This window comes from Nonomuraea fuscirosea, assembly GCF_003001935.1.
Taxonomy (GTDB): Bacteria; Actinomycetota; Actinomycetes; order Streptosporangiales; family Streptosporangiaceae; genus Nonomuraea; species Nonomuraea fuscirosea.
In genome coordinates this window covers 14,701-38,587 of the sequence record NZ_PVNG01000007.1, presented here as the reverse complement: position 1 = coordinate 38,587, position 23,887 = coordinate 14,701, and the positions used below count along the sequence as shown (strand labels likewise).

Sequence of the window (23,887 nt, the reverse complement as noted above, 5' to 3'; positions counted from 1 at the left end):
GGTATCAGAAGGTCAGGCGTCTCGGCTCCGCAGCACCCCGATGCCCGCGCCCACCGCCGCGACCGCCCACCCGCCCAGAACCAGGGCATACTCCCATTCGCCGCTCATCAGCCGCCAGCCGGCCTGTGCCGGGGTCCAGCCGGCGAAGGTGTCCAGGAACGGCGCGTCGAGCCGCTCGGCGGCCAGGTGCAGCACCTCCGGCACGACCAGCAGCAGCAGGACCATGCAGGTGAGCGCGCCGGCGGAACGGCGTACCAGGGCTCCCACACCCAGGGACACGACCGCCAGCAGACCGAGGTAGACCCCGGTGGCGGCCACCTGCTCGGCCGCGGCCCCGAGGACGCGGGGCAGCTCGCCGTGGCGGACCGCGGCCGTACCGACCCCTAAGGCGGTGGCGGCCGCACCGAGCACCAGACCCGCGACGCCGGTGACGACGGCCTTGGCGATCATCACCCGCCCGCGCGACGGAGTGGCGGCGAACGTGACCGTGACGGACCGGGTGGCCAGCTCACTCGTGATCACCAGAAGGCCGAACGCGGCCACGACGTACTGCCCGAAGTAGCTCACCGCCGTCAGCCCCACCGTCAGTGACCGCGCCGACGCCGTACCGCCGCCGCTGTCCAGGACGGCCATGAGGAGCAGCAGGCCCGCCAGACCGCCGGCGAACCACCAGGTGGAACGCACGGTGAGCAACTTGATCAGCTCGGCGGCGACGGCGTCGCGCAGGCCGAGCGGCCGGAGATGATCACGTACGGGTGCGGCGGTCATCGGCCGACCTCCTTCGCGGCAGCGGGGAACTGCACCTCGTCGCCGGTCAACCGCAGGTAGGTGTCCTCCAGCGAGGACCCGATGGCCTCCAGGCCGTGGAGTTCGAGCCCGAGCGCGAAGGCTCTGGCCCCCACCTGCCGCGGCGGCGCACCGGGCACGAGCAGGGAGCCGTCGTCGTCGAAGCGGGCCCCCTCGAAGGCGCCGGCGAGAGGCCGCAGCGCCGGACCGCGCACGCGACTGCCCGCCCCCGCGGACGCGAGCAGATCGGCCATGGACGTGTCGGCGATCAGGCGGCCGCGGCCCATCACGACCACGCGGTCGGCGGTCAGTTCCATCTCGCTCATCAGGTGCGAGGAGACGAACACGGTGCGCCCCTCGGCGGCCAGCGACCGCAGCAGGGTGCGGATCCAGCGCACCCCGTCGGGATCCAGGCCGTTGACGGGTTCGTCGAGCATGAGGATCTGGGGGTCGCCGAGCAGCGCGGCCGCGATGCCCAGGCGCTGGCCCATGCCCAGGGAGTACGTGCCCGCCCGCCGGTCCGCGGCGCTCGTCATGCCGACCGACTCCAGGACCTCCGCCACCCGGGCGGCGGGGAGGCGCTGGGAGCGGGCCAGCACGCGCAGGTGGTCGCGGCCGGTGCGGCCTGGATGCACGGCCTTGGCGTCCAGCAGGGCGCCGATCGTGCGCAGAGGGTGACTCAGCCGGGCATACGGTACGCCGCCGATCAGGGCGGTGCCGCTGGTGGGGGCGTCCAGGCCCAGGATCACGCGCATCGTGGTGGACTTGCCCGCACCGTTCGGGCCGAGGAACCCGGTCACGTGGCCCGGCCGCAGCTCAAGGCTCAGGCCGTCCACGGCCGTCGTAGGACCGTAGCGTTTGGTCAGTTCGGTCAGTCGGATCATGCGTCGGACGCTATGAACCAGGCGTGCCCTGACGAACGCGTCCATCGCCAGGGGTCACCCCTGACTTTCGTCGGGGGTCGGCGAGGGGATCTGCCCGTAGCGTTGCCTCGTGAGCGTTCTGACGTCGTCGCGTGGCCGCCGGGCCGGCCTTGACCTGCTGCTGGGGGTCCTGGCCGTCGCGTCACTGTGGCTGTCGGACGACCCGCTGCCCGAGCACGCCTGGACCGGCCTGGCGACGCTGCGGGTGTCGGCTGCCGTGCTCCTGTGCGTCGCCGCGGCGACCTGGCGCGGAATGCCGCTTCTGGCCGCCGCTCTCCCCCTGGTCCTGGGCACGGTCGTCGCGGGGGACGTCTACGTCTCGCAGCTCATGCCGGCCGTCGTCCTCTTCGCCTTCCTGCTGGGGCGGCGCACCGTCGGCCGTTCCGCGGGAAAGCAGATCGCCGTCCTGATCGCGGTCGCCGCCGTCGCGCTGCTTTTCGCGCCCGCGCACGAGACCGGCCCGGACTGGTTCTCCACCGCCTCGACGCTGCTGCTCATGGTCGTGGTGCCGTGGGCAGTGGGCCAGTACCTGCGCCTGCAGGCCGACCTGGCCACCGCCGGGTTCGAGCTCGCCGCCCGTCTCGAGCGCGAGCACGTACGGGCCATCAGGCAGGAACGGCTGCGCGAGCGCACCCGCATCGCCGCGGACATGCACGACTCCCTGGGCCACGAGCTCAGCCTCCTGGCCGTACGAGCCTCCGCCCTGCAGGTCACCACCGGCACCACCCCGGTGTTACGACAGAACGCGGCCGAGCTGCGCGAATCGGCCGCCACGGCCACCGACCGGCTGCGCCAGATCATCCGGATGCTCCGTCAGCACGATGAGCACGCCCTGCTCGACCCGCTCGGCGGCTCCGTGACCGCCCTGGTGCAGCGGGCCGCGGCCTCCGGCGTGGACGTACACCTGGAGGCCGATGCCGAGGCGGAGACCGGCCTGCCCGACCCGACCGCCCGGGCCGCCGTCCGCGTCGTCCAGGAAGGACTGACCAACGCGGCCAAACACGCCCCCGGGTCCATGGTTCGCGTGAGCTTACGCCGTACCGGCGACCGTCTGGAGGTGACCGTCGCCAACGGGCGAGCAGACGGCCGGCGCCAGGGTCCGGCCGACCCGGCCGGCTCCGGATACGGCCTGGTCGGCCTGGACGAACGCGTCCGCCTGGCCTGCGGCACGTTACGCGCCGGCCCCGACGGCGACGGCTTCACGCTCACCGCCCGCCTGCCCGTGCACGCCCAGCAGACCGCCTCGCCATCGCCGGCCACTCCCCCGGAACTGGCCCTGGCCGGGGCTCGCCGAACGCTGCGCCGCGGCCTGATCACCACGTTCTGGGCCCCCACCGCCCTGGCCATCGTCCTCGTCGCGGTCTTCCTGCTCCGCGGCGGAACGTTGTGACGCCTGTCGAGCCATCCGGCGGCGGGTTCTGGAGGCACGATCGGCCCTGGCTCCGGCCGGGTGCTCAGGCGGCGGCTCCCAGCAGGAGGGCAGCGGTGACCGGGACGAGGTACATGATCGGGTAGGCGACGGTCTTGTACGAGCGGGCGCGGAGCACGGTCACGACGGCCCCGGCGAAGTACACCACCAGGCCGATCCCGGCCAGCACGCCGACCACGGGCAGGACCAGGCCGGCCAGCAGGCCCGCCGCCCCTGCGGCCTTGGCGGCGCCGAGCCAGGGCCACCAGGAGGCGGGGACACCGTACGACTGCAGCGGCTCGATGACCCACGCGGCGCGGGTGAGGATGGCGTAGGCGGAGAAGCCCACCCAGGCGGCGGCCAGAACGGTGACGATGAGCTGCATCATGGGGTTTCCCCTTGCTTGGATGACGCTGGGCGGGTGCCGCAGCGGCGGTGATCGGTGAGTCCGTCACCGCCTTGACCCGCCGCCGTACGGCGATGTGACCGACGGCGGCTGTGACGTGCGTCATAGACAAGCCGGCGTACAGATGGATCGCGACGACCCGCCTGCCCGCCTCTGTCAGTCGACGGGGCAAACCCCTGGCGGGCAGGAGTTCATTACCGTCAGTCGAGGACCGCCAGCTGGAGTCGATCGAGCCGATCGGGTTCGGCGATGACGTCGATGGCGGTGATGAGGTCGCCGGCGATCGTGAAGGCGAGTGCCACCCGCAGGCGGCCGTGCGGAGCCATCACCAGGCCGACGGCGCCGTCCAGGAGGGCGGGTCCGGTGAACCGGGCCCGTCGCATGGCGGCCATCGCGCCCTTGGCGACGGGCTCGGCTCCGGCCACCGTCACGGGTTCGGCGGTCAGCATGACGGCCCTGTCGGCGCGGAGCGTGACCTCGGGGTGGAGCAGTGTGATCAGCGCCCGGAAATCCTGGCCGCGCGTGGCCGACAGGAACGCCTCGACGACCTTCCGCCGGCGAGTCAGATCGGCGTGCGGAGCAGGCGCGGCGCCCCTGACCCGGCGACGCGCACGGCTGGCCAGTTGCCGGGTCGCCTCCGGTGATCGCTCCAGTATGGGGGCGATCTCCTCGAACGGTACGGCGAACAGATCGTGCAGCACGAAGGCGAGCCGCTCGGCCGGGCTCAGGGTGTCCAGCACCACCAGCAGCGCCACCCCCACCGAGTCGGCCATCACCACCTCGTGTTCTGGATCACCCGCCGACGCGGGACCGAGCAGCGGATCGGCCGTCTGGATGTCCAGCGGTTCGTCGCGGCGCCGACCGCGCGAGCGCAGCATGTTCAGGCACACCCGGGCCACGATCGTGGTCAGCCATCCGGCCAGGTTGTCCACCTGGCCGACGTCGGCGCGGCTGGCCCGCAGCCAGGCGTCCTGCAGCGCGTCGTCGGCCTCGCTCAGCGAACCGAGCATCCGAAAGGCCACCGCGCGCAGGTGCGAGCGATGCTCGGCGAACCGATCCGCCAGCCACTGCTGTTCGTCCATGTCACGTTCTCCCCGTCGACCAGTGTCGAAGGGGAAGAATACTTTCCGACATATCACCCCATAGAGGGAGCTATGACGCCCCGCACGAGCCGCCGCGGCGCTCACGCGCCATGGGCCTCCAGCGCCTTCATGAGCGGGAGCGGGTTGATGTAGTCCCGGTAAGGACACCACCTGCCCGTCGCGGACCCGGAACACCCGTACGCGCGCTCAGCAGCGCATCGACACCCAGCAACGCATCCTCGCCGCGGCCCGGCAGTCCTTCGCCGAACTGGGTTACGACCACACCACCATTCGCGCCGTCGCCGCCGCGGCCGGGGTCAATGCCGGCCTGGTGATGCACTACTTCGGCAATAAGGAACAGCTCTTCGCGCGGGCCGTCCCGGTCGATACCCCCGAACTGCCGCCCGGCGAGCCCGCCGAAGCGCTGCTCGCGATGCTGCGCAGCCGCCTCGACGACGAACCGGCGGCGTCGCTGGCACTGTTGCGTTCCGTGCTCACCCACGCCGGCGCCGGCGACGACTACCGCGACAGCGGGCGGGCCCGGCTGTCCCGGGTCGGCGAGTCCATCCCGCACCAGGACGCGGACCTACGGGCGGGCCTGGTCACGGCCATCATCACCGGCGTTGGTCATCGACCGTCACCTTCTCAAGCTGAGCGCACTCGCCGACGCCTCCGCCGACGACATCATCGAGCTTCTGCGTCTCTGCTTCGAGAGCCTGGCGGGCGAGCACACCACCCCTTGATCGGCGCGCTCACCGTCCGCGCACGTACGCTCCGCGAGGACGCGGAGGGCGTCGGCCCAACCCGCACGCCTCCAGCGCCCGCCATCCCAAGAACCGACTCGCCCACGGACGCGCCGCCCAGACCATCCTGGTCGCGTCGTACTTGGGGGTTACGGCACCACGGTCCTGTCATGATCTCGGTGGCACCTCACCGATGGGATCCACCATGCCTCCTCGCTCACTCGTCCTGGTGGCCGCCTCACTCTGCGCGGGTGGCCTCGCAGTCCTGCCGTACTTCCACGACTCCGACCTGGTGCTCTTGAGGGAGCATCTGAACCATCCGTTCGCGTTCGGCGCGCTGGCCTGTCTCCTGACGGCATGCGCCGCCCTCGGGCTGCGGTGGGGATGGCTACGCGTCCTGATCGCCGTCCTTGCCGGGCTGGGCGCGAGCGGTGCGCTGTTCGTGGCATTGGTCGCCCTTTCGTTCACCGCCACCGAGGAGGCCGGCTTCGTCGACGGGCCCGCCCCGTACCGGATCCGGCTCCAGCAGTCACCGGCGGGTTTCGGGCCGGACTCCGTGATGCGGCTCAGCCTCCGCAGAGACGACGGGTTGCTCAGCAAGGAGTGGGACCTCGGCTGCATCAACGACGACGACCCCGACGACGCCTTCGACTCGGTCAAGTGGACGGGGCCGGGCTCCGTGGAGATCCGGGTGACCGACGGACGAACGTTCCCCATAGCCTTGGACCCCGCCTCGGGCCGACCCCAGTCCACTACCGCGCTCAATTGCTGACACGCCACGGTCGCCACCGCGCTCCGTACCAGGATCGAGAGGAGCGAGGTCATCCATCCGGAAAATCCAGAGCAGGCACACGGTACGTTCCGCACCGACTAAGCGGTGAAGCCGCCATCGATGGCGAGGGTGGCGCCGGTGATGAAGGCGCCCTCCGGGTCCGACGAGATGAGAGACCAGGGCGGAGACCTCTTCCGGCGTGCCGATCCGAGGCAGAGCCAGCCATTTGATCATGGCCTGGGCGGCGGGACCGTCGGCGCTCATGCTGTCGTTGGCCGTGGGGCCGGGCTGCACGTTGTTCACGGTGATGCCGCGTGGCCCGAGATCCCTGGCCAGCCCGCGCACCAGGTCGGCGACGGCCGCCTTGGTCGATATATGACGGCTGAGGGAAGGTTTGAGCTCACCATTCTAGAGAGCGACAAACTTCAGTTGGCGGATATCCCCAAGTTTCATGGCGGGTTCGTACTTGATCACGGAGCACGACCACACAGGGAGATGCGTTGATCTCGGACTATCAGCAACGGCTGCGCCACCACTTTCTGGCTGCTTCCGTCGTTCAGGCCCCAGCACCCTGGCGACCGGTGCTGGACAACAGAACCCCCATCGGGGGCCTGCTCGGCATCGGCTTCGCCGTCCATCCAGAGAGCAGAAGAGATCTGGTCATGGTCGTCTCCCACGACGGCCATGGGCTCTTCGACGCGGTCACCGGCGAGAAGATCGCCCGAGATCGTGATCCCGACCCCGACACCAGCACCCCTGACGTCTCCCCAGACCTCACCTGCCCCGGACTTGGGCCTGTCGCGGGCACCCGGGTGCACATTGCCGGCCTCTTCGGCGGCGGCCTGCACAGCACCACTCCGGACGGCTGGGGTCTCGACGTCGTCAGCCCCGAATGGCCCAACGACCGCGTCCTGCTCTCCGCCGATGGCGACATCTTCAAAGACCCGCCGGGACAAGGCTGGTGGCACATCTTCCACGCCAACTACTCCACCTTCCGCGCCGCCGGATTCTCGCCCTCAGGCCTCACCCTTGCCGTTGCCACCAGCAGCGACCTCACCCTCTGGACGCGGCCAACTCTCACCTCGCGGGCATGACAACGGAGCCAGCCTCACCCGTTCGTCCTCAGCACCAGGCTCCCGCACCACCTGGAAGGACGTCCTGGCCAATGCCGCCGACCAGCCTGGCGACCGGTTCATGTTCCGGCCCCAGCGCATCGCCCGGCACGCCAAGGACCGGTTCAGCTCCTGGACGGCGCGCCACACCTCGACCAGCGGTCTGCCCGCCCTGTCGGCGTTCCGGCTGCGCTCCTCCTGGATCGTCGAGAGTCCGAGTGAGATGGCTCCCCGATTGGCTTTCATCGACTTCCAGACATGAGAAAAGGGCCTCTGGATTGCTCCAAAGACCCTTCTCACCTGCATCTTCCTAGTGGGGTGTTCACGAGTGGGCCTGACCTGACCGAAGCTTGAGCCCTGAAAATCGCTTCCCTGGCTACTGTCTGCGGTGGGCAGTGATCATCATCTGAAACGCCTTTGCGTGCTGACCGAACGCGCTGTGACCATGCCGCTCATGGACTGCACCTTCTGTCGCATCGTCGCCGGCACCGAGCCCTCGCAGACCGTCCACGAGGACGAGCACACCATCGCCTTCCTCAACATCGCCCAGGCGACGAGGGGGCATGCGCTGGTCGTGCCAAGAGTGCACTACCGGGACTTAGGGGAGATTCCGGTGGAGACGGCGGCGCAGGTCATGCGGGCCGCGGTCGAGGTGTCCCGGCGGCTGGCCGGCGCGCTCGGGGCTGCTGGCGTGAATCTCTGGCACGCCAGCGGCGAGACGGCCTGGCAGAGCGTCTTCCACTTCCACCTCCACGTGGTCCCCCGCTTCGAGCCCACCGACCTCACGCCGCCGTGGACCGAGGTCGAGCATCCGGTCGAGTCTCTCGCGGGGCTGGCCGAGGAGATCAAGGCCTGGCACTGAAGGCCGGCACTGCCTCGGCGCCGGATCTGAGGTGGCGATGTGCCCATCGGTACTGACAGCCGCTGAGCATCAACGATCTTCAGCCCGGTAGTGACTGCCAGTACTTAGCCGTTTACAGTTTGGAGTTGGTGGGCTGCATGGCGTGAATGCGGCAGACGGGTACGGCTGCTTCTCCTGGGGAAGGCGATGGCAGGTGTCACTGTTGGAACGCGTAGCCCAGGCCGAGACGGCTGCGCTACGGCAGGCCGAGGACTTGCGGGCACAACTGGCCGCGGTCGAGGAACGACTGCAGCGCCTGGCCATCACGCGCGAGACACTGACAGAGTTCACCGGCGACCACCTCAGCCACGCCGACATGGACGAAGATGACGGCGTGGTCGTCGAGGAGGAACCGCACGCCTCTGCCCGCCTCGATCCTGAAGTCAAGCACGCACAGCTACCGCCGCTGCGGGGGTTCCGACAGCAGGTGGTGGCGCTGCCGGCTACGGCCGATGAGCCGATGCGGACACGGGAGATCGATGGTTATCTTGGGTTATTGATGCCTTCTTGCAGGTCAGGAAGATGTGATCTTGTCAGGCACGTAAGGCACATGAGCTGTCGTGCACCGCTACCTGCTCGAAGGCGCGCTGCCCGCTTCAGGCAGCGCCTGTTCTACGCCGCGTCCTGGATCTCCTTCCAGGTAGCGACGTTCTCCGCCGGCGGCGGTGTGATGTGCAGGCCGGTTCCCCAGTCGAAGTACCGAGAGTCCGTGCGCGTGGTCATCAGGATGTCGTCATTGGTCCGAACCGTCCACATGGTGAGCAGCCGTTTGACGAGATCGCGCTCGTCCAGCCAGAGCCGCCAGTGCACCCGTACCTCGCCGTCTATGCCGTACTCGGCTCCGGGGCGGTGCCAGCGGACGGTCGGAGACACGTTCGACAGGGCCTTGAAGGCGAGAGAGCCGCGATACTCGACGCCGGTCCTCTTGCTGGTGGCGAGCAGCTTCTTCAGCGTGGCCGGTTCGAAGATGTTGACCGCCTGGTTCTCGAAGGCGGCCTCGGCAGGCAGGCCGCGGCTGGGCGCCCAGAGCTTGGCGGCGGGCAGTCCCTTGGTCGCGGTCCCGCCGTTGACGTACAGCCTGTCGCCGACGCTGACCGTGTAGACCCGTTCGAGCTCGGTTTCCATCTGCTGGGAGTCAGCGAGCTCCTTCATCTCCTCCACCAGCTCGGCGCTGACCGTGGGCGTACGCGTCGACTCGGCGGCCACGACACCCTTGGTGCCCAGCTCGATCTTGCCTTCGGTCTTGTTCCCGAACATGTAGGTGCCGTCGAAGTGCACGCGCGTGGTCTCGCGGAACATGACCCCCTGGCCGGGCACGAACTGCTTCTTCATCGCCGCCACCAGGTCGGTGACGGCGGCCTGGGCCGGAGCACACACCAGGGCTGCGGCCAGGGGAATGAGGGCGAGGATGCGCTTCATGACGCCGAAGCCTGACAAGGGAAGATCACAACCGGGTATCCGACCGTTCCACCATTCTCCGGGGTTGCAACCAGCCCGACCGCACGCGCCAGCCGCGGAAGGGTGGTCGCCCTCGGATGACGAGCACCGGCCAGGTAGAAGCGCACCGCCCGCTCCGACAGCCCGGCAGCGGTAGCGATCTGCGTCACGGTCAGCCCCCAGGCCTCACGGAGCGGCACGCAGTCGCAGGAAGTCGAACCCGTAGCCGGTCTCTGACATGAGTCTCCGTGCCGAACTGATTCCTGAAAGTTCCCGGCTGCCACAGCCGCCCTGAACCAACCGAGGAACCGTACGGAACCCCCTGGCACCCACCGCCGGCGCGGCGACGCCTCCATGATCTGTTCAGGGGGCCGATCGCGACCGGCCTTTGAACAGTACGTGGCGTACGTGGACTACATGACGGAAGAACCCCTGGAGATCTGTCCGCGAGGTCGCCAACCCACGTGGCGCACATGAAAGATGGCCATCCGGCACCCTAGATGAATGAGGTCCTGCTTGCGTCCGGCAAGAAGATGGACGTTGTCAGCCCTGGGGCGTCGATGTGCCGCTCAGGGTGGAACTGCGGGAAGCCGCAGGACGAAGCGGGCGCCGCCTGGGCTGTCGGCGATTGTGAGGGTGCCGCCGCCGGCTTCGGCGATCTGCCGGGAGATCGCCAGGCCGAGGCCGGTGCCGGCCGGATCGCGCTGCCGGCTTTCGTCCAGGCGTACGAATCGCTGGAAGACCATCTCGCGTTTGTCCGGGGGGATGCCCGCTCCGTCGTCCAGCACTTCGAGTACAGCGCTGCCGTGAGGGCTTTCGGGTGATACGTCCATTGTCCGGTGGATCGTGATAGTGATGGTGGTTTCGGCGTGCCGTTCCGCGTTGTCGAGGAGGTTGCCCACGAGCCTGGCCAGGAGCAGCCGATCGCTCGCTACGATCACGCCAGGCTCGGTGTCGATGTTGACCTGCTTGGCGGAATGACGTCTGGCATGTTCGGCGGCGACCAGGTCGCCCAAATCGACTCGATCCCGCCGTCCGGGGATTTCGGTCTCCAGCCTGGCGATGATTAGCAGATCGGCGCAGATCCCGTGCATCCGGTCCAGATGCGTCAGCAGAGTGTCGCCCAGGACGGAGACGGCCGGCTGATCCGGGTCCAGCATGGCATCTTCCACCTCGGCTCGCATGGCGGTGATCGGGTTGCGAAGGTCGTGGGAGGCGTCGGAGGCGAAGCAGCGCTGCTGCTCGATCGCGTTCTCCAACCGGCCCAGCGTGTAGTTGATGCTCTCGGCGACGTCATGGATCTCGTCGTGAGGCGCGGGAACCGGGACCCTGCGGCTGAGGTTGGTGGCGTTGATCTCATCCAGGCTGGAGCGGATGATTCCGACAGGGGCAAGGGATGCGCCGACGATCCTGCGGGCGCTGTAGGCGACCGCCCCGCTGATACACAGCACACCGGCGATGAAGGTCGCCACCAGGCTGGGATGGACATAGAACGGGATGGCCGGGGCGGCGGCGAAAACGTACCAGCGCTGCTCATCCCGGTATACCTGGTGTCTAACGACATGGCTGCACGGCCGTGGGCCGGGGATGACCTGACCGCAGACCACCTCGGTGGCCGTGCTCTCATTGCTGAGGAGGGGCACCAGCCGCGACAACGCGGGCTCGCCCTGCAGCTGGCGGCTCGCCGCCTCCACCTGCCCGGTGGGTCCGACGACCTGCAGCTGGTTGATGGAGCAGCAGTCGATGGGGTTGCGTACCTGCCCGCGTTCCACGCGCAGGGCGAGGGTATCCGCCGCGCGATCCACCATGTAATGCACGCGGTCGCTGCTCAGCCGGTGGAAAAGGATCATCAGAAGTGCCGCGAACAGAATGCTGACCGCCACTGCGGCCGCGCCGGCAATGAGCGCGCACCGCCTTCGTACCGGCCCCGACAAACACTTCATGAATGACCCTCTGACCTAGGACTATTGTCCCTAACGCGGCCCCGCGCGACCCTCCGGTGCCAGGCACTGCGTCCGCTCGATGTAGGGCTGTGTTTCGCTGTCGGCTTGCGACAATCGGTGGGACGTGGGCGTCTGGATGCGCGAGTCACACGATGTTTTCGGACGCCCACGCCGTTCCCAGCGGTCATTCGGCCTGGCGGTGCAGGTCGTGGTCGGTGAAGAGGGCGATCAACCGGCCGATGGGCAGGCCAGCCTCACTCCGGTGACGGAAGGGCTGGTCCAGGTCGAGGGTGTAGCGGTTGCGGCGGCCGATCCGTTCCCGGGTCAGGTAGCCGGCCTGGTGCAGGTCCGCGACGATGCCGTGCACCGCGCGTTCGGTGATGCCGATGCGGACAGCGATGTCACGGGTCCGCGTCCCGGGGCCGCGGGCGATCTCGATCAGCACGCGGGCGTGGTGGGTGAGGAACGTCCAGGTGGAGGGTCAGCCCTCGGTTGCGTTCACGGTCTGGCGGCTTCTGTGCTCTGGCTTCCAGTTGTCACGCAAAGGCGGCGAACTCGCCTTTTCATGAAGATGAGATGACGAAAAGCGTTTCTGGTAACAGTCTTCATGCCTTGCCGGGTCGGCGCGTCCGTCGCGGGCTTGCGACAATCGGGGCGTGAACCCGCGTGCGGTGGTCCGGAGGTGCGCGAACTGCGGTCTCCCGCTGCCAGAGGAGGCCCGGTCGATTTTGTTGGTCTCAACGGGCAGCGCTTGTAGGTGAGTTCTGACAGCGGTTAAAGATCAACACGAGGCGAAATGTTGGTGAGAAATGACAGCGCCCGCTCCGCCGTGATCACGCGGAAGCGGGCGCTGGATGGTCTTCACCCGTGGTGGGAGGGAGCCGACGATTACGGGGTCGGACGGTGGCCGGAGCTCAGGTGGCCGAGGATGAGGCGCGCCACTTCGTGCGGAGCCTCCAGGTGCATGTCGTGGCCGGTAGTCAGGTCGGCGAGGGAGAGCAGCGGAGTATGCGCGGCGGCTGTCTTTAGTTCGCGAGCAAAGCCGCGGACGTAGGCGTCAAAGGCCACCGAGACGGCCGGGGGCAACATCGCACTCAGGTCCGAGCCGCTGGAGGAGACGACTAGAAGGGGACAGCGGGCAGCCCGGTAGACGGCGATGAGGTCGAGCGCGTCCATCTGCGCGATGAAGTGGGTCATCTCCGTATCGCCCGCAGTCTGTTCGGCGAGGAACGCGCGCATCGTGTGCTCGGCGCCGACCGGGTCGACTCCGTCGAAGGGCCCGGTGGGATTGGTATGCCCGTCCAGATTGACCGCGAGCGGGCACTCGGGATGCTCTGAGGCCCACAGGGCCGCGACGATGCCGCCCAGCGAGTGCCCGGCCACTGCCGGATGCTCCATGCCATGGTCGTTGATCGCCTCACCCACGGACTCGACGGCTCCGGCCCAAGACCACGAGCCCAGATCCGGCAAGTCGATCGCCACGGTGCGCAACCCTGCTGCCTCCAGCAGCGGCGCAGCGAGCCGCCAGTCCGTGGACCTCCGCCCCCCACCGGGCAACAGAAGAATCTCCGTCATCGTGGCACTCTCCCGGCCCGGCGGCCGCAACTGCAACCCGATTCCGCCCCTCGGCTGGCTCAACCACCTCGGCGACCCCAAGAACCGGCTCGCCCACGGCCGCGTCGCCCAAACCCTTCTGGTCGCTCCCATCGTCACCGTCGCCAACGACCACTTCCTCGACGCCTGGCGTCACCAGCACGACCCCGGCCCCGCCGTCCATCATGACGACGTCCCCGATGATGGACATCCGAGCATCCCGCCCACCAAAGCCGGGAAACCCCCACCAGACCCTTAAGCCACAATTCGGGTCATCGACATCCAACACCGTCCCGGCCGAGGGCTACGCCATGCCCACCAGGCCATTCACCACACCCACACGACCGCGTGACAGCACCCGAGCCCACTCATCTCGCCGACCCTCGGATCCCAAACTCGGGAACCCCTGAAACGCCAAGATCCCGTCTGATCGCGATGATCAGACGGGATCCCGTCAACTTCAGTCCAGCCGTTTCAAGAACGGCCCCTGGTGGAGATGAGGGGATTCGAACCCCTGACCCCTTCGATGCGAAGGAACATCAGAGAGTCTGAGAATGTCGATCCGAGTCGATCGGGTGCCTCTCACCTTGCCGAACACTCCGGGGAGGACGCGGGAAGTCTGAGAGGGCCGCAAGGCGGTGGCTCCCAAATTGGCTCCCGCGACTCTTCCCGGAGCGGGAGAGGAACCCATGATCAACGCGTACCTTCCCGACGACAACGCTAGGCGTTCCCCCGAGGCCACCCGTTCTCGTCAGGTACCCCCTGCACGACGACCAGTACGACGATCGGGATTCGTGGCCATGGCTACCGGGCACCGCCCTGGAACAGTGCGGTGCCCGACGAATGGCGGGTCGCTGTAGAGGTGCCGCTCTAGCCATCCCTGACTCCAGCGTGCCGAACGGCGATGCCACAGAGAACCTGCCCTACCCTGCGTGCTTCCGCGACGCAACCGAGATTCGCCCCGTCAGCACGCACGTGTGGCAATGTGTGCGAAACGATGTAGAGCACGGCTGACCTCGCGTCACCAGCCCGCCGTCGCCCACCTGCGACGGCAACCACCAGCCGGCCGGCCGACCTGGCATACCAACAGTCTCGCCCCGCAAGACGCGGCATGAGATGTAACAAAAAGCGTTGCTTGCCGATGGATAAGGCAGGCAGGTGCGCTGGGGCTTCTTGTTAGCTAACAACCAGGCAGAAGGCGGGCGAATGACGTCGTAACGGGCTCCTGCCGGAGGTTGTTCACCCGTCCGCCGCATGCAGGGCAACTTGCAACTAAACCCTGCCTCGCGCACGACATTGAGCGTAAGATTGGCGACTTAGGCTAGAGAGGACAAGCGGGACGATGCACAGCCTTTTCTTTGGTTACAGCGCTAACCCCGAAGTACTAAGAGAAACTCTCTATAGGGCGGCCAGCGACTCAACAACCATACCCGGTGTCGTCAGCTCGGTATCATGGGAAGAATTGCAGGTAGACGGCCGTCTCATCATTAATGAGGTCGAGGCCGTGATACGGCAGAGCACGATAGGACTATTCGAGCTAACAACACTTAGCTCCAATGTTCTATATGAACTCGGTTACGCAATCGCTCAAGAGAAACGTGTCGTTCCTCTCCTTGACGAGCAAGACAAGGACGCAAGAAAAAGGTGGAAAGATTTCTCACTCTTGAGCACCACCGGTTGGACTGGATACCGTAATGCAGACCACCTAAAGGCGCGAATAGCTAGTGTCGTTGCTAGCCCGCCAGTCTCGCTATGGGAGGATCTGCTCAAGGGTATAGAAGTACCGGTTGATGAGACTCGAGTTCTTTACATACCGAGTCTGAAGGAGGACGATGCCAGCCGTCGTCTCTCGCGAACGCTAGACAGGTTCGGGAAGTTCGAGATCGATACTGTCGCCTTCGACGACTATGCCAATTCACCTTTGGCGTGGTACACGCAGGCGATCTATCAGGCAAAATACGCAATTTTCCACTTCACACCTTCGCGTGCGTACTTGTCTGATCTAGCCAACCCCCGCGTGGCTCTTTTGGCTGGAATAGCCCGAGGGCTAGGGCGCGAAATAGTTCTCCTCATGGAGGAGAACGACGAAACGCCTATCGACTATCGCGACCTAGCCATTAAGTATCGCAACGCGGCGCATTTGGAAACGCGCATGACCAAGTGGATGGAGAGCCTCCATGCGCCAACTTCTACACGCACTAAGCCAACGAAGAGGGCCATATCCATCGAGCTTGCCGCCTTGCGTTTCGGTAGTCCTGTGGCAGAAAGCGATAAAGTTGGCCTTAAAAGATATTTCGTCGAAACTCGCGACTATCGAGATATTCTTGACGGTACTGCTGTCATTTTCACAGGAAAGAAAGGAACTGGAAAAACAGCGAATATGCAGTTTGCCGCAGAGGCACTGAGGAGCGATGCAAGAAACCTCGTATGTGCGATGAAGCCGGCGAGTTACGAGATCGAAGGCCTTCTTGAGGTCTTGCAAAGAATTGACTCACGGCATCTTAGTCAGTATTTGATTGAAGGGCTCTGGAAGTATCTACTCTATACAGAGATCGCGTCACGTGCCGTGGAAGAGGCAGAGGACAGACCTGCAGGAATTGCGACTGGATCTCCTTTGGACTCCCTCAGAAATTGCCTCGACGAAAAACATCTGGGTGTAAGTGCCAGCCTGTCTTCTCGCCTGGAACGGCTCGTTGGTTCGTTGCAAGAATTGATAAGCACCGACACGGAGATCGAGCAAGAGCAGATCGAGCAAGCCCGTAAGAAGATAAGCGCCGCACTTTACGGGACTACGCTTGGAGAATTGCGAAGTCTCATCGGCCAGTCCCTTGCAGCCCGAAATAGAGTGGCTGTGCTGGTAGACAACCTCGACAAAGCGTGGGAGCGGGGTGCCGATCTCGAACTAATGTCGCGTATCATCTTGGGGCTGCTCACTGTCGTCGGGCGCGTCGTTGATGAGTTCCATCGTGAAAATCCGCGAAAAGCAAGCGTGAACGTCACTCTAACAGTGTTCCTGCGAAGTGATATTTTTGCATTTGTTAGAGATAGAGCGCGCGAGCCCGATAAGATCGCAGTCACCGAAATTGAATGGCGAGATAGAGTTCTCCTAGCAAGGGTAATTGAAGACAGATTCGTTGCAGCTCGCGATGGGAAAAGTCCAGCAGATGAGCTGTGGACAAACTATTTCACCCCTACAGTCAGGGGTCTGGAGACGCGGAACTATATGCTCTCCCGTGTACAGCCACGTCCGCGAGATCTCGTCTTCTTTGCCAACGCTGCGGTCGAAAGGGCGAGTAACGCACGGCATTCAGTAGTGAGCGAGACCGATATCCTGGATGCCGAACGCGATTACAGCCAGTTCGCTTACGAGGCGATTCTCGTTGAAGGTGTTGCTAGCTCTATAAACCTTGCTGACGTCCTTATTGAATTCGCTGGAGAGGAGTCGATTATTGACTCGGAGCGACTTAATTCACTAGTTGCGGAGGCGTGCGCTTCCGAAGCTGAACGTAATCGAGCTGTCGACGTGCTGAGGAAACTTGGCTTCCTAGGCGTAGAAGTTGGCGAGGGCGAGTTTGATTACGGCGGCACTGAGGGCGAGATAAAGCGCGCGGACGTAAGAAGACGCAAATTCGAAAAATCATCGGACCGCTCAGCTAGGTATGAAGTACACCCTGCCTACAGAAGCTATCTGGAGATAACGGATGCCGGCGAGCCGATGTCCTGACTATAGAGACTATTCCGCCCTTTACTTGCAAGTGGAGGTTTGGGTTGCATGTCGGGCAATAATGCGGCCGATGTAAATGTGGCAGTTGAATTGTATAAACTGGCGGTAGAAATGGCTGATCGTGTATCCGCGCGACGAGCAACCGCTAACTCATATTTTCTCACAGCAGAAACTACACTGGTTTCGGTATCAGGCCTAATAGGCGCCTATGGTCCTGAAGATGATTGGTGGGCGAACGTAGCGATTTCTATTGCAGGATTAGTCCTTTCTGTCTCATGGTGGATGCTGCTGGGTAGCTACAGGCGTTTATCCAGCGCTAAGTTCGCAGTGATAAATTCTATCGAGGAATCGCTACCTGTACATCCCTTTATGGATGAATGGAATATTCTTCACTCAAGCTCTGGAAGTCAATCAAAGAAGCGTCCTCGCTATTTGCGTCTTGGTGTAGTAGAAAGAATTGTTCCTGGCGTGTACGGGGCGATCTTTGTTATCCTCTTCATAGGTAATGAGGTCTTATCTAGCTAAGTCGTGCAAGGCTGCTGGGCTTACGTGTGGTCACTTGATGTCGTGGCTGCAGGCAGTTACTTTGGTACATTCACGTGGAACTCCAGGCTATAGCACTGCAGTCAGGAGAGGGCGAGGAATGGAATACATACAAGTCCTGACCACTGTGTCGAGCGCTGACGAGGGCGCTACTCTGGCACGTAGCATCACTTCGCAACGTCTCGCCGCTGGCGTACAGATCATCGGACCGATTCAGTCTTTGTACTGGTGGCGAGGCTCATTGCGTGACGAGCAGGAATGGCAGTTGGTCATCAAGACGACGCGCGCCCTGCTCGACGCGCTTGAGAACCACATCAAAGCCAACCACAGTTATGAGATACCAGAAATCATCGCAACTGAAATTGCTACAGGAAGCGATGACTACCTTAGCTGGATTAGCGCGGAGACGCAGAGAACTGACGCTTCGTAACGGCCAATTCTTCTAGAAAGGCGCGGACTGGTGGTTGAGTTTGCCAGCGCCTGAGCGCTTCTCCGAGAACGATGAATCGTGGCAGCCAGATTCCGGATTCCGTCTCGCGAATGACAGCGAGGCCTTCTCTGGCCGCTCTGGCTGCTTCTTGAACTGAGCCATGCACGATATGGGCTGTAGCGATGTCGCCGAGGATGATGCCTGCCCGCTTCCTTTCCACCTCGGACAGGCGTGATATGACCGCGTGTGCGACCGCTTCGGCTTCGTTTAGTCGGCCGATCTGGGCGTAGGTGGAGATGGCGAAGGAGTCGAAACGATCCCGGTCAAGGAATCGTGTCCATACGCGGTCCTCCTCCGGATCGGCGATGTTGAACGCTTCGCGTGCCTCCTCCCATGACTGAAGAGCTGCTTCGCTTTCGCCGAGGGCTGCGCTCTCTTCCGCATGTCTAGCGGCAAGCCACGATGTAGTTCCAGGGGAGGTGTCCTTGGGCAAGTGCTGTAGAGCGGTTGTCAGGAGGGCTCGGGCTCTACCGTGGTTACCCTTACCGCTCGGTATGTAGCTTCTATATCCGAACGCACACGCGATGATGGCCGGGTCATCTGCTTCTTTCGAAGCTTTCTCAGCGGTGTCGTAGAAGTTCCGTGCCGCAGAGATATTGCCGAGGTCTGTCGCGATCCATCCAGCAAGCACGCTGCTTTCGCCAGCAACCACGATCAAGCGTCTGCGAAGCTCGTCTTTGGGATCCGTGGCTGTGCCGTTCAGGATGGTTCCGACCTCGTTCAGGTGGGCGGCCAGGCCCCTGAAGATCGTATGGGCAGGAAGCATCTCTTCGAGGCGGTGAAAGCCGGCGGCTCTAGCCTCCATCTCCCGGACCACTGCTTCGTCAATGGCGCTGGGCCTGGACAGGGCGAAGGCTACTTTCTCCCATGCCTCACTTTGAGCTAGAGCTGACTGGGCACCAAGTTGTCCGACCATGGCCAGTAGTTCGCGGCGCTTCAACGGCTCGCCCCTTTTCCCGATCGCTTCAGCAAAGAGCTGCAAGTCGAATGTGTCCGTGGGGATCTGGACCCCATCGCTGACGACTCGCACACCGCCCCCGCCACCGGAGGACGCCAAGCCCAGATGGCGTCGCAAGTGGCCGGGCATGCCCAAACCGTCAGCAAACGACTCAAATGTATGCTTTGCGGTCGGGACGCGCTTGCCGCTCTTGTACTCGCTGACGCGCCCTTGAGGGATCCCGGTGAGGTTCGCGATCTGGCCCTGGGTGATGCCGTACTTGGTCAGGATGCGGATAACGCCGCCGAGGTCACGCTGTTTGCAGACATCTTCCACATCCTGACGTGCGAAAACAGTCTCAAGGACATGGCGAACTCGCTCTTGGTCCATCGTCATGGCGGCGTTCCGTTCCCCTGGTAGCGCAGCCTTTCGGGAGTAGTGGAGCTGTTCCAGTCCATCACACCGTGAGATATCACGGTGAGATTATGCGGAACCGCTTCGCTTGGAAACCTCACATCAGTCCGTGGCGCAGGTCAGAGCTGATCTGAGAGGTTTCGAAGATCCGCATTTGTCTGGCTTTCGCCATCCATTGCTCGGTGAGCGGATTGCGGGAGGCCGGCACATGACTCCGGAGCAAGAGACGACTCGTCTCGCTCCCATTACCGCCGTTGCCGTGGCTGACCGGCTGCAACGAGAGCTGGCCACCCATGGGATCACAACCGATGTGAACGACGGCTACGGGTTGGCCGTGGTGTCGGTGTCACGCGGTCTGGTCGTGTGGACGAACGGTGATCTCTTCTGGTGGTGTTCGGGCTGGAACGATCGACGAGACCGGCCCGTCTATGCCTGGCACCCATCGGCGGATCCGCAGCGAGCGGCGCGGCGTATCGCCGCGCGCGTCGGAGACCTGCGATCGGCCACGCCCAAGCATCCCCAGCCCACACCGGCTCCGCCCAACGAGACGCCGCTCCGGAAGGGCGGTCCGGCGTGACCGGCTACTCGACGATCCCGTACACCATCGCGTTCGCCAATGAGCTGGTGAACGACCCGATCGGGTTCGTACCGTATGCGGGCAGGTTGCGGCTGGCCTATCTGCCATCGCGGCCCGGCGACTGGGTGAGCCTGCATGCGGCCAAGGTACGCAGCAAGGGCGGCATCTTGCGTGCCCGCATCCGCGACCTTCGCGACCATCCGGCCACGCGCGGCACAGAGCGCATGCGCAAGCTGAACACGCGCAGGCAGTGGAGGTGCATGGACAAGCTGCTGTGCCAGGTGTGCGGCACCCCAGCGACCGATTCCGCGTCGGGGCTGATCCCGTGGCCGCTGACCAAGACGGTATTCGAGCCCACTGGACTGCACAGCGGACGCACCAACGCCCCGCCGACGTGCTGGCGGTGCATTCCCAAGGCGTTGGAAGAGTGCCCCATGCTGCGTGAGGACTTCACCGTCTTCACCGTGACCGCCGCCCGCAGCGTCGGCGTGCTGGCGGACCTGTACCGTCCCGGCCTGTTCGACACCGTCATGCCCACGGCTCACAACGTGTTCGTTGCCTGGGACGACTTCCAGCACCACCCCTACGCGCTCGCCACCGCTCAGGTAGTCGAGCTGCACGGGATGCAGGCCGTACTCAATCAACCCTGAGGAAGGCCCATAGACGCGCGACGGTGCGGTTGACTGGCTCGCTCACACCTTGCCACCGTGTCCCGCATCGTCGCGTCAACGCCCCCGGCAGAGTCCTCTGCGCTCACGCGAGCGCCAGTTCCCAAGGGCTCTGTCGGGGGTCCTTCATGGCGCATGTCGTGAGCTGGGAGTTATCTCACCACGGGATTTGATCCATCTCATCGCCGGATGTTTTTGATCTCACTGCATGCTCACATCGCGCGATGGGTTCACCCCTTCCCCGGAACCTACCTTCACCTCGTAGGTCACCGGAAACGGAAGGGATGTGATCTAGATGAGCCCAGCTCAGCACCACCACCGCCGCGAACTGATCAGCGGGCTGCGTGCCCTCGCAGCGTTCCTGGACAGCCACCCGCAGGTGCCCGTTCCCAGGTACGGACCCGTCCGGGTGTCGGTCCACACCAACTACGACACCGACGCCTCCACCGAGGCTGAGGCAATCACCGAAGTCGGGCGCATTGCCGCCCTGCTGGGCACTACGCCCATCGCTGAGAACGGGCACCACATCGCCGGTATCGCCTTCGGCAGCGTCCGCTACGAAGCCATCCTGGTCACCCAAGCAGCGATGGAACGCCGCGCCGCGCGGGACTCCTACCGCGACGTGATCGCCCTCAACGAGATCGAGGGGGCGTGAGCAGTGGACATCGGACTGTTCGTCGTGTTCCTGGCCCTGGCCCTGTCGGTCGCCACGCTGGCGCTGTTCGTGGTGGCGGTTGCTGTGATCCGTGCCGAGGACCGCCGCCACACCCCCACCGGAGCCCTGAGCCGCCGCCTGCTGGGCACCTACGCCCACCGCGGCCGGCCGACCGCCTATGCCGGGAGGAGGTGAAGCCCTGATGCGCACGTTCCCGTTCATGCCTGGCCGGTGCCCGTGCGGCGCCCCCGCAACGCCCGGCAACCAGCGGTGCCGCAAGTGCCGCGCCCGCTGGCGCTGGCACCGCCGCAAGTCCCGCCACGACGGCATCTGACCCACCCGTCCCCCATCGACCGTCGAACCCGTCCGCGAGAGGAGGTGAAGCCCATGACCGTCACTGTCCCGCTGGTGTTCGTGTTCGGAACGCTGGTGTTCATCGCCTGGCGTTACCTGGGGCTGCGCTGGTGGCACGCGCTGATCACGCTGCTGTTCGGCTTCCTGCTGGCCGCCACCACGCTCGCACCCGACATTCGCGCCGTCATGCGCGCCGCATTGAGCTGGCTCACCAGCCACTGACCCCCGTTCCCGACCGAAGGACGTGATGCCTGATGACCCATCGCCACCCCTACCCACACACCGATCTTCAGGAGGTTGCCCACCGCAACACCACCGCCGTCCAACTCCTGGCGGCACTCACCCCGACCTCCCTGCCCTCCGTCCGGGCGTACGTGATCGCGGCGCTCGGCGACATCGAGACCCTGATCGACGAGGTCACCGGCCTGCGCGCCGAGCTGACCAGCATCCGCTACCAGCGCGCCAACCTGCTCGCCGCCATCCGCGCCACCCTGGCGGCTGACCACGACGGCGACGACGACCCCCTGTACTACGTGCGCGACGAGCTGCACGCCCAGACCCACCCCGACCAGACGGCCGGTGAGAGCCGATGAGCCGGCACCGCGCCTCACGCCACGAGATCCGCCGCAACGCACGCCGGATGCGGCGCTACGGCATCCAACCCGTTGCCGGGATCGAGGACCTGGAGTTCGCGCCCCTGGCCATCGCCGGTATCGCCCGTCTGGCCTGGCGGTACCGGTCCGAACTGGCCCCGCTCACCGTGGTCGCGTCCGTCCTGGCCGGAAGCCTCGCCATGCGGCACTGGTTCCCCGAAGGGTGGCCCACCCTGATCATCGCCACCGTCATCGCGGCGGGCGCGCTGGCCACCTGGGGCCGGTGGGTCAACCTGCCACGCCCGATCGAACGCGGCTACGCCGCCGTCACCACGGCGTTCGCCGGAACCTGGCTCACCCTGGCAACCCACTTCGGGCCGTTCACCAACCCCCTGCCCGCCGTGCTGGGCATCGGCACAATCATGCTGGCCGTGCCCTGGTGGGCACACCGCCGCAGGCGTGCCCGCGTACAGGTAGAGCGCACGCTGGCCGCCTGGCCGGACATCGCCCAAGCCGTCGGCCTGGCCGGATCCCGCATCCAATCGGCCATGGTGGACCTGTGGGGCTACCGCTTCCGCCTCGGACTGGGAGTCGGCCAGACCGTCGAAGACGCCATCAACGCCGTCCCCCGCCTGGAATCAGCGCTCGGCACCACACGCGGCGGCATCCGCGTCCAACCCGTGGCCAGCAAGAAAGCCAACCGCGCCGACGTCCGGGTGATCGAAACCGACCCGCACGCCAACGCCATCACCTGGCCAGGCCCATCCATCACCTCCATCACGCAACCGGCCAAGCTCGGGCTGTTCGAGGACGGCGCACCCGTCCGCGTCCCCCTGCTCCGACGACATGCACTGTTCGCGGGCATGTCGGGAGCCGGCAAGTCCGGTGGCGTCAACGTCCTGCTCGGCGACCTGACCGCCTGCCAGGACGTGATCCTCTGGGCCGTCGACCTCAAGCGCGGCATGGAGCTACTGCCCTGGGCATCGTGCATCGGCCGCATAGCCACCACCCCACAAGAGGCAGAGACCCTGCTCGCCGATGCCGTGGTCATCCTCGACGGCCGCGCCGACGACCTCACCAAGCGCGGCGAACGCGTGTGGGAGCCATCACCGGACAGACCGGCACTGATCATCGTCATCGACGAATACGCCGAACTGGCCAGCGAAGCCCCACGCGCGATCGACTACGCCGACTCCATCGCCCGGCGTGGCCGCGCGCCGGCGGTCAACCTGATCGCCGCCACCCAACGCCCCTCCAAGGACGCGATGGGCAAGAGCGCAGTCCGCTCCCAGATGGACGTCCGGCTGTGCTTCCGCGTCCGGGAAGCCCGCGACGGCGATCTCGTCCTGGGACAGGGCATGGTCAAGGCCGGATGGCACCCGCACAAGCTGGATGCTCCCGGCAAGTTCCTGATCAGCTCACCAGAGCACGACATCCCCCGCCGCGCCCGCAGCTACCTCCTCGACGACGAGGGCGTACAGGCCACCGCCGAACAGCACGCGCAGTACCGCCCACCCCTCGACGAGGTATCGGCCCAAGCCCTGGAACGCGCGGCTGAGATGCCCGCCATACCCGCCCAGCCCACCGCCCGACCATCGCCCAGACACGCGCGCGACAGCAGCACCGTACGGACGGCTGAGGAGACCTTGACAGCCACGTTGAAGCGCGCCCCGAGCGACGGCGTGAGCATCGGCGACCTCATGCGCGAGACCGGCATGCGCCGCACATGGGTCTACCAACGCCTCCAGGACCTGAGCCGTGCCCGTCAGGTCGAACAGGTCTCTAGGGGACGCTGGCGCGCACTCCCAGAGGTACACGATCCGTAA

Annotated in this window: 28 protein-coding genes and 2 pseudogenes; 18 read left to right on the top strand and 12 right to left on the bottom strand. The window is 65.3% G+C overall.

Annotation, left to right across the window (positions count from 1 at the left end; all coding sequences use genetic code 11):
• Positions 1 to 12: 12 nt before the first annotated feature.
• Together B0I32_RS17485 and B0I32_RS17480 are read right to left on the bottom strand one after the other, a co-directional pair.
• Positions 13 to 768: a hypothetical protein gene (locus B0I32_RS17485; RefSeq protein ID WP_106240314.1), complete on the bottom strand. Its 756-nt coding sequence runs from the start codon at positions 766 to 768 to the stop codon at positions 13 to 15.
• Positions 765 to 1,670 carry an ABC transporter ATP-binding protein gene (locus B0I32_RS17480; protein WP_106240312.1) on the bottom strand — a complete coding sequence of 302 codons (906 nt, stop codon included), beginning with the start codon at positions 1,668 to 1,670 and terminating at the stop codon, positions 765 to 767. Before B0I32_RS17480 ends, B0I32_RS17485 begins: the two co-directional genes overlap by 4 nt.
• Before the next feature lie 109 nt (positions 1,671 to 1,779).
• On the opposite strand from B0I32_RS17480, the gene B0I32_RS17475 reads away from it, so the two are divergent.
• The gene (locus B0I32_RS17475; RefSeq protein ID WP_106240311.1) at positions 1,780 to 3,099 is read left to right on the top strand and encodes a sensor histidine kinase; all 1,320 of its coding nucleotides are present in this window, start codon (positions 1,780 to 1,782) and stop codon (positions 3,097 to 3,099) included.
• Positions 3,100 to 3,163: 64 nt separating this feature from the next.
• On the opposite strand, the gene B0I32_RS17470 is transcribed toward B0I32_RS17475, so the two are convergent.
• Positions 3,164 to 3,505 carry a DoxX family protein gene (locus tag B0I32_RS17470; protein WP_106240308.1) on the bottom strand — a complete coding sequence of 114 codons (342 nt, stop codon included), beginning with the start codon at positions 3,503 to 3,505 and terminating at the stop codon, positions 3,164 to 3,166.
• Between the two features lie 218 nt (positions 3,506 to 3,723).
• Positions 3,724 to 4,605: a sigma-70 family RNA polymerase sigma factor gene (locus tag B0I32_RS17465; protein ID WP_106240306.1), complete on the bottom strand. Its 882-nt coding sequence runs from the start codon at positions 4,603 to 4,605 to the stop codon at positions 3,724 to 3,726.
• Between the two features lie 217 nt (positions 4,606 to 4,822).
• Here B0I32_RS17465 and B0I32_RS61690 point away from each other — a divergent pair.
• Positions 4,823 to 4,918 (top strand): annotated as a pseudogene (locus B0I32_RS61690) (TetR family transcriptional regulator); the annotation flags it as partial.
• Positions 4,919 to 5,553: 635 nt separating this feature from the next.
• Positions 5,554 to 6,120 carry a hypothetical protein gene (locus tag B0I32_RS59890; protein WP_106240304.1) on the top strand — a complete coding sequence of 189 codons (567 nt, stop codon included), beginning with the start codon at positions 5,554 to 5,556 and terminating at the stop codon, positions 6,118 to 6,120.
• A 171-nt stretch (positions 6,121 to 6,291) separates the two neighbouring features.
• On the opposite strand, the pseudogene B0I32_RS61685 reads toward B0I32_RS59890, so the two are convergent.
• Positions 6,292 to 6,495 (bottom strand): annotated as a pseudogene (locus tag B0I32_RS61685) (SDR family oxidoreductase); the annotation flags it as partial.
• 206 nt (positions 6,496 to 6,701) lie between these two features.
• Here B0I32_RS61685 and B0I32_RS17445 point away from each other — a divergent pair.
• The 3 genes from B0I32_RS17445 (at position 6,702) to B0I32_RS17435 (ending at position 8,094) form a co-directional block, all read left to right on the top strand.
• Complete coding sequence (locus B0I32_RS17445) at positions 6,702 to 7,214, top strand: hypothetical protein (RefSeq protein WP_219911871.1); 513 nt, start codon at positions 6,702 to 6,704, stop codon at positions 7,212 to 7,214.
• A 100-nt stretch (positions 7,215 to 7,314) separates the two neighbouring features.
• A complete protein-coding gene (locus B0I32_RS17440; protein ID WP_106240299.1) occupies positions 7,315 to 7,494 on the top strand; it encodes a hypothetical protein in 180 nt (59 codons plus the stop codon).
• 192 nt (positions 7,495 to 7,686) lie between these two features.
• Positions 7,687 to 8,094 (top strand): HIT family protein, encoded by a 408-nt coding sequence (locus tag B0I32_RS17435; protein ID WP_181307491.1) that lies wholly within the window; start codon positions 7,687 to 7,689, stop codon positions 8,092 to 8,094.
• A 235-nt stretch (positions 8,095 to 8,329) separates the two neighbouring features.
• Here the strand turns inward: B0I32_RS17435 and B0I32_RS17430 are convergent, their stop codons facing one another.
• From B0I32_RS17430 to B0I32_RS17410, 6 genes are all read right to left on the bottom strand, one after another.
• Positions 8,330 to 8,524, bottom strand: a complete 195-nt coding sequence (locus B0I32_RS17430) for a hypothetical protein (protein WP_106240293.1) — start codon at positions 8,522 to 8,524, stop codon at positions 8,330 to 8,332.
• Between the two features lie 221 nt (positions 8,525 to 8,745).
• Positions 8,746 to 9,552, bottom strand: a complete 807-nt coding sequence (locus tag B0I32_RS17425) for a hypothetical protein (RefSeq protein WP_146178208.1) — start codon at positions 9,550 to 9,552, stop codon at positions 8,746 to 8,748.
• Positions 9,549 to 9,926 (bottom strand): helix-turn-helix domain-containing protein, encoded by a 378-nt coding sequence (locus B0I32_RS61680; RefSeq protein WP_146178207.1) that lies wholly within the window; start codon positions 9,924 to 9,926, stop codon positions 9,549 to 9,551. The genes B0I32_RS17425 and B0I32_RS61680 overlap by 4 nt, the downstream gene beginning before the upstream one ends.
• 213 nt (positions 9,927 to 10,139) lie before the next feature.
• Positions 10,140 to 11,513 carry a sensor histidine kinase gene (locus B0I32_RS17420; RefSeq protein ID WP_106240289.1) on the bottom strand — a complete coding sequence of 458 codons (1,374 nt, stop codon included), beginning with the start codon at positions 11,511 to 11,513 and terminating at the stop codon, positions 10,140 to 10,142.
• A 184-nt stretch (positions 11,514 to 11,697) separates the two neighbouring features.
• Entirely contained in the window at positions 11,698 to 11,958 is a 261-nt protein-coding gene (locus B0I32_RS17415) for a helix-turn-helix transcriptional regulator (protein WP_106240287.1), read from the bottom strand.
• Between the two features lie 443 nt (positions 11,959 to 12,401).
• Positions 12,402 to 13,088, bottom strand: coding sequence for an alpha/beta fold hydrolase (locus tag B0I32_RS17410; protein WP_106240285.1), 687 nt, complete (start codon positions 13,086 to 13,088; stop codon positions 12,402 to 12,404).
• Between the two features lies 1 nt (position 13,089).
• On the opposite strand from B0I32_RS17410, the gene B0I32_RS17405 reads away from it, so the two are divergent.
• The 4 genes from B0I32_RS17405 to cutA all read left to right on the top strand — a co-directional run bounded on the left by B0I32_RS17405 (position 13,090) and on the right by cutA (position 17,803).
• On the top strand, positions 13,090 to 13,365 hold the full coding sequence (locus B0I32_RS17405) for a hypothetical protein (RefSeq protein WP_106240282.1): 276 nt from the start codon (positions 13,090 to 13,092) through the stop codon (positions 13,363 to 13,365).
• Between the two features lie 1,083 nt (positions 13,366 to 14,448).
• Complete coding sequence (locus B0I32_RS56505) at positions 14,449 to 16,830, top strand: P-loop ATPase, Sll1717 family (RefSeq protein ID WP_146178206.1); 2,382 nt, start codon at positions 14,449 to 14,451, stop codon at positions 16,828 to 16,830.
• A gap of 48 nt (positions 16,831 to 16,878) precedes the next feature.
• Positions 16,879 to 17,355, top strand: coding sequence for a RipA family octameric membrane protein (locus B0I32_RS17400; RefSeq protein WP_106240280.1), 477 nt, complete (start codon positions 16,879 to 16,881; stop codon positions 17,353 to 17,355).
• 118 nt (positions 17,356 to 17,473) lie between these two features.
• Positions 17,474 to 17,803 (top strand): divalent-cation tolerance protein CutA, encoded by a 330-nt coding sequence (cutA, locus tag B0I32_RS17395; protein ID WP_106240277.1) that lies wholly within the window; start codon positions 17,474 to 17,476, stop codon positions 17,801 to 17,803.
• Here cutA and B0I32_RS56500 read toward each other — a convergent pair.
• Positions 17,769 to 19,196 (bottom strand): helix-turn-helix domain-containing protein, encoded by a 1,428-nt coding sequence (locus tag B0I32_RS56500; RefSeq protein WP_146178205.1) that lies wholly within the window; start codon positions 19,194 to 19,196, stop codon positions 17,769 to 17,771. The two genes, cutA and B0I32_RS56500, sit on opposite strands and share 35 nt — an antisense overlap.
• A 127-nt stretch (positions 19,197 to 19,323) precedes the next feature.
• Here B0I32_RS56500 and B0I32_RS56495 point away from each other — a divergent pair, with 127 nt between their 5' ends.
• From B0I32_RS56495 to B0I32_RS17360, 8 genes are all read left to right on the top strand, one after another.
• Positions 19,324 to 19,791, top strand: coding sequence for a hypothetical protein (locus tag B0I32_RS56495; protein ID WP_146178204.1), 468 nt, complete (start codon positions 19,324 to 19,326; stop codon positions 19,789 to 19,791).
• Positions 19,788 to 20,441: a hypothetical protein gene (locus B0I32_RS17385; RefSeq protein WP_106240272.1), complete on the top strand. Its 654-nt coding sequence runs from the start codon at positions 19,788 to 19,790 to the stop codon at positions 20,439 to 20,441. Before B0I32_RS56495 ends, B0I32_RS17385 begins: the two co-directional genes overlap by 4 nt.
• A 313-nt stretch (positions 20,442 to 20,754) precedes the next feature.
• Positions 20,755 to 21,114, top strand: coding sequence for a hypothetical protein (locus tag B0I32_RS17380; RefSeq protein WP_106240270.1), 360 nt, complete (start codon positions 20,755 to 20,757; stop codon positions 21,112 to 21,114).
• 3 nt (positions 21,115 to 21,117) lie between these two features.
• On the top strand, positions 21,118 to 21,309 hold the full coding sequence (locus tag B0I32_RS17375) for a hypothetical protein (protein ID WP_106240268.1): 192 nt from the start codon (positions 21,118 to 21,120) through the stop codon (positions 21,307 to 21,309).
• Between the two features lie 7 nt (positions 21,310 to 21,316).
• Positions 21,317 to 21,448 (top strand): hypothetical protein, encoded by a 132-nt coding sequence (locus tag B0I32_RS60945; RefSeq protein ID WP_281262605.1) that lies wholly within the window; start codon positions 21,317 to 21,319, stop codon positions 21,446 to 21,448.
• Between the two features lie 53 nt (positions 21,449 to 21,501).
• On the top strand, positions 21,502 to 21,690 hold the full coding sequence (locus B0I32_RS17370; RefSeq protein ID WP_106240266.1) for a hypothetical protein: 189 nt from the start codon (positions 21,502 to 21,504) through the stop codon (positions 21,688 to 21,690).
• A gap of 32 nt (positions 21,691 to 21,722) precedes the next feature.
• The gene (locus B0I32_RS17365; RefSeq protein WP_106240263.1) at positions 21,723 to 22,061 is read left to right on the top strand and encodes a hypothetical protein; all 339 of its coding nucleotides are present in this window, start codon (positions 21,723 to 21,725) and stop codon (positions 22,059 to 22,061) included.
• The gene (locus B0I32_RS17360; protein WP_106240261.1) at positions 22,058 to 23,887 is read left to right on the top strand and encodes a cell division protein FtsK; all 1,830 of its coding nucleotides are present in this window, start codon (positions 22,058 to 22,060) and stop codon (positions 23,885 to 23,887) included. Before B0I32_RS17365 ends, B0I32_RS17360 begins: the two co-directional genes overlap by 4 nt.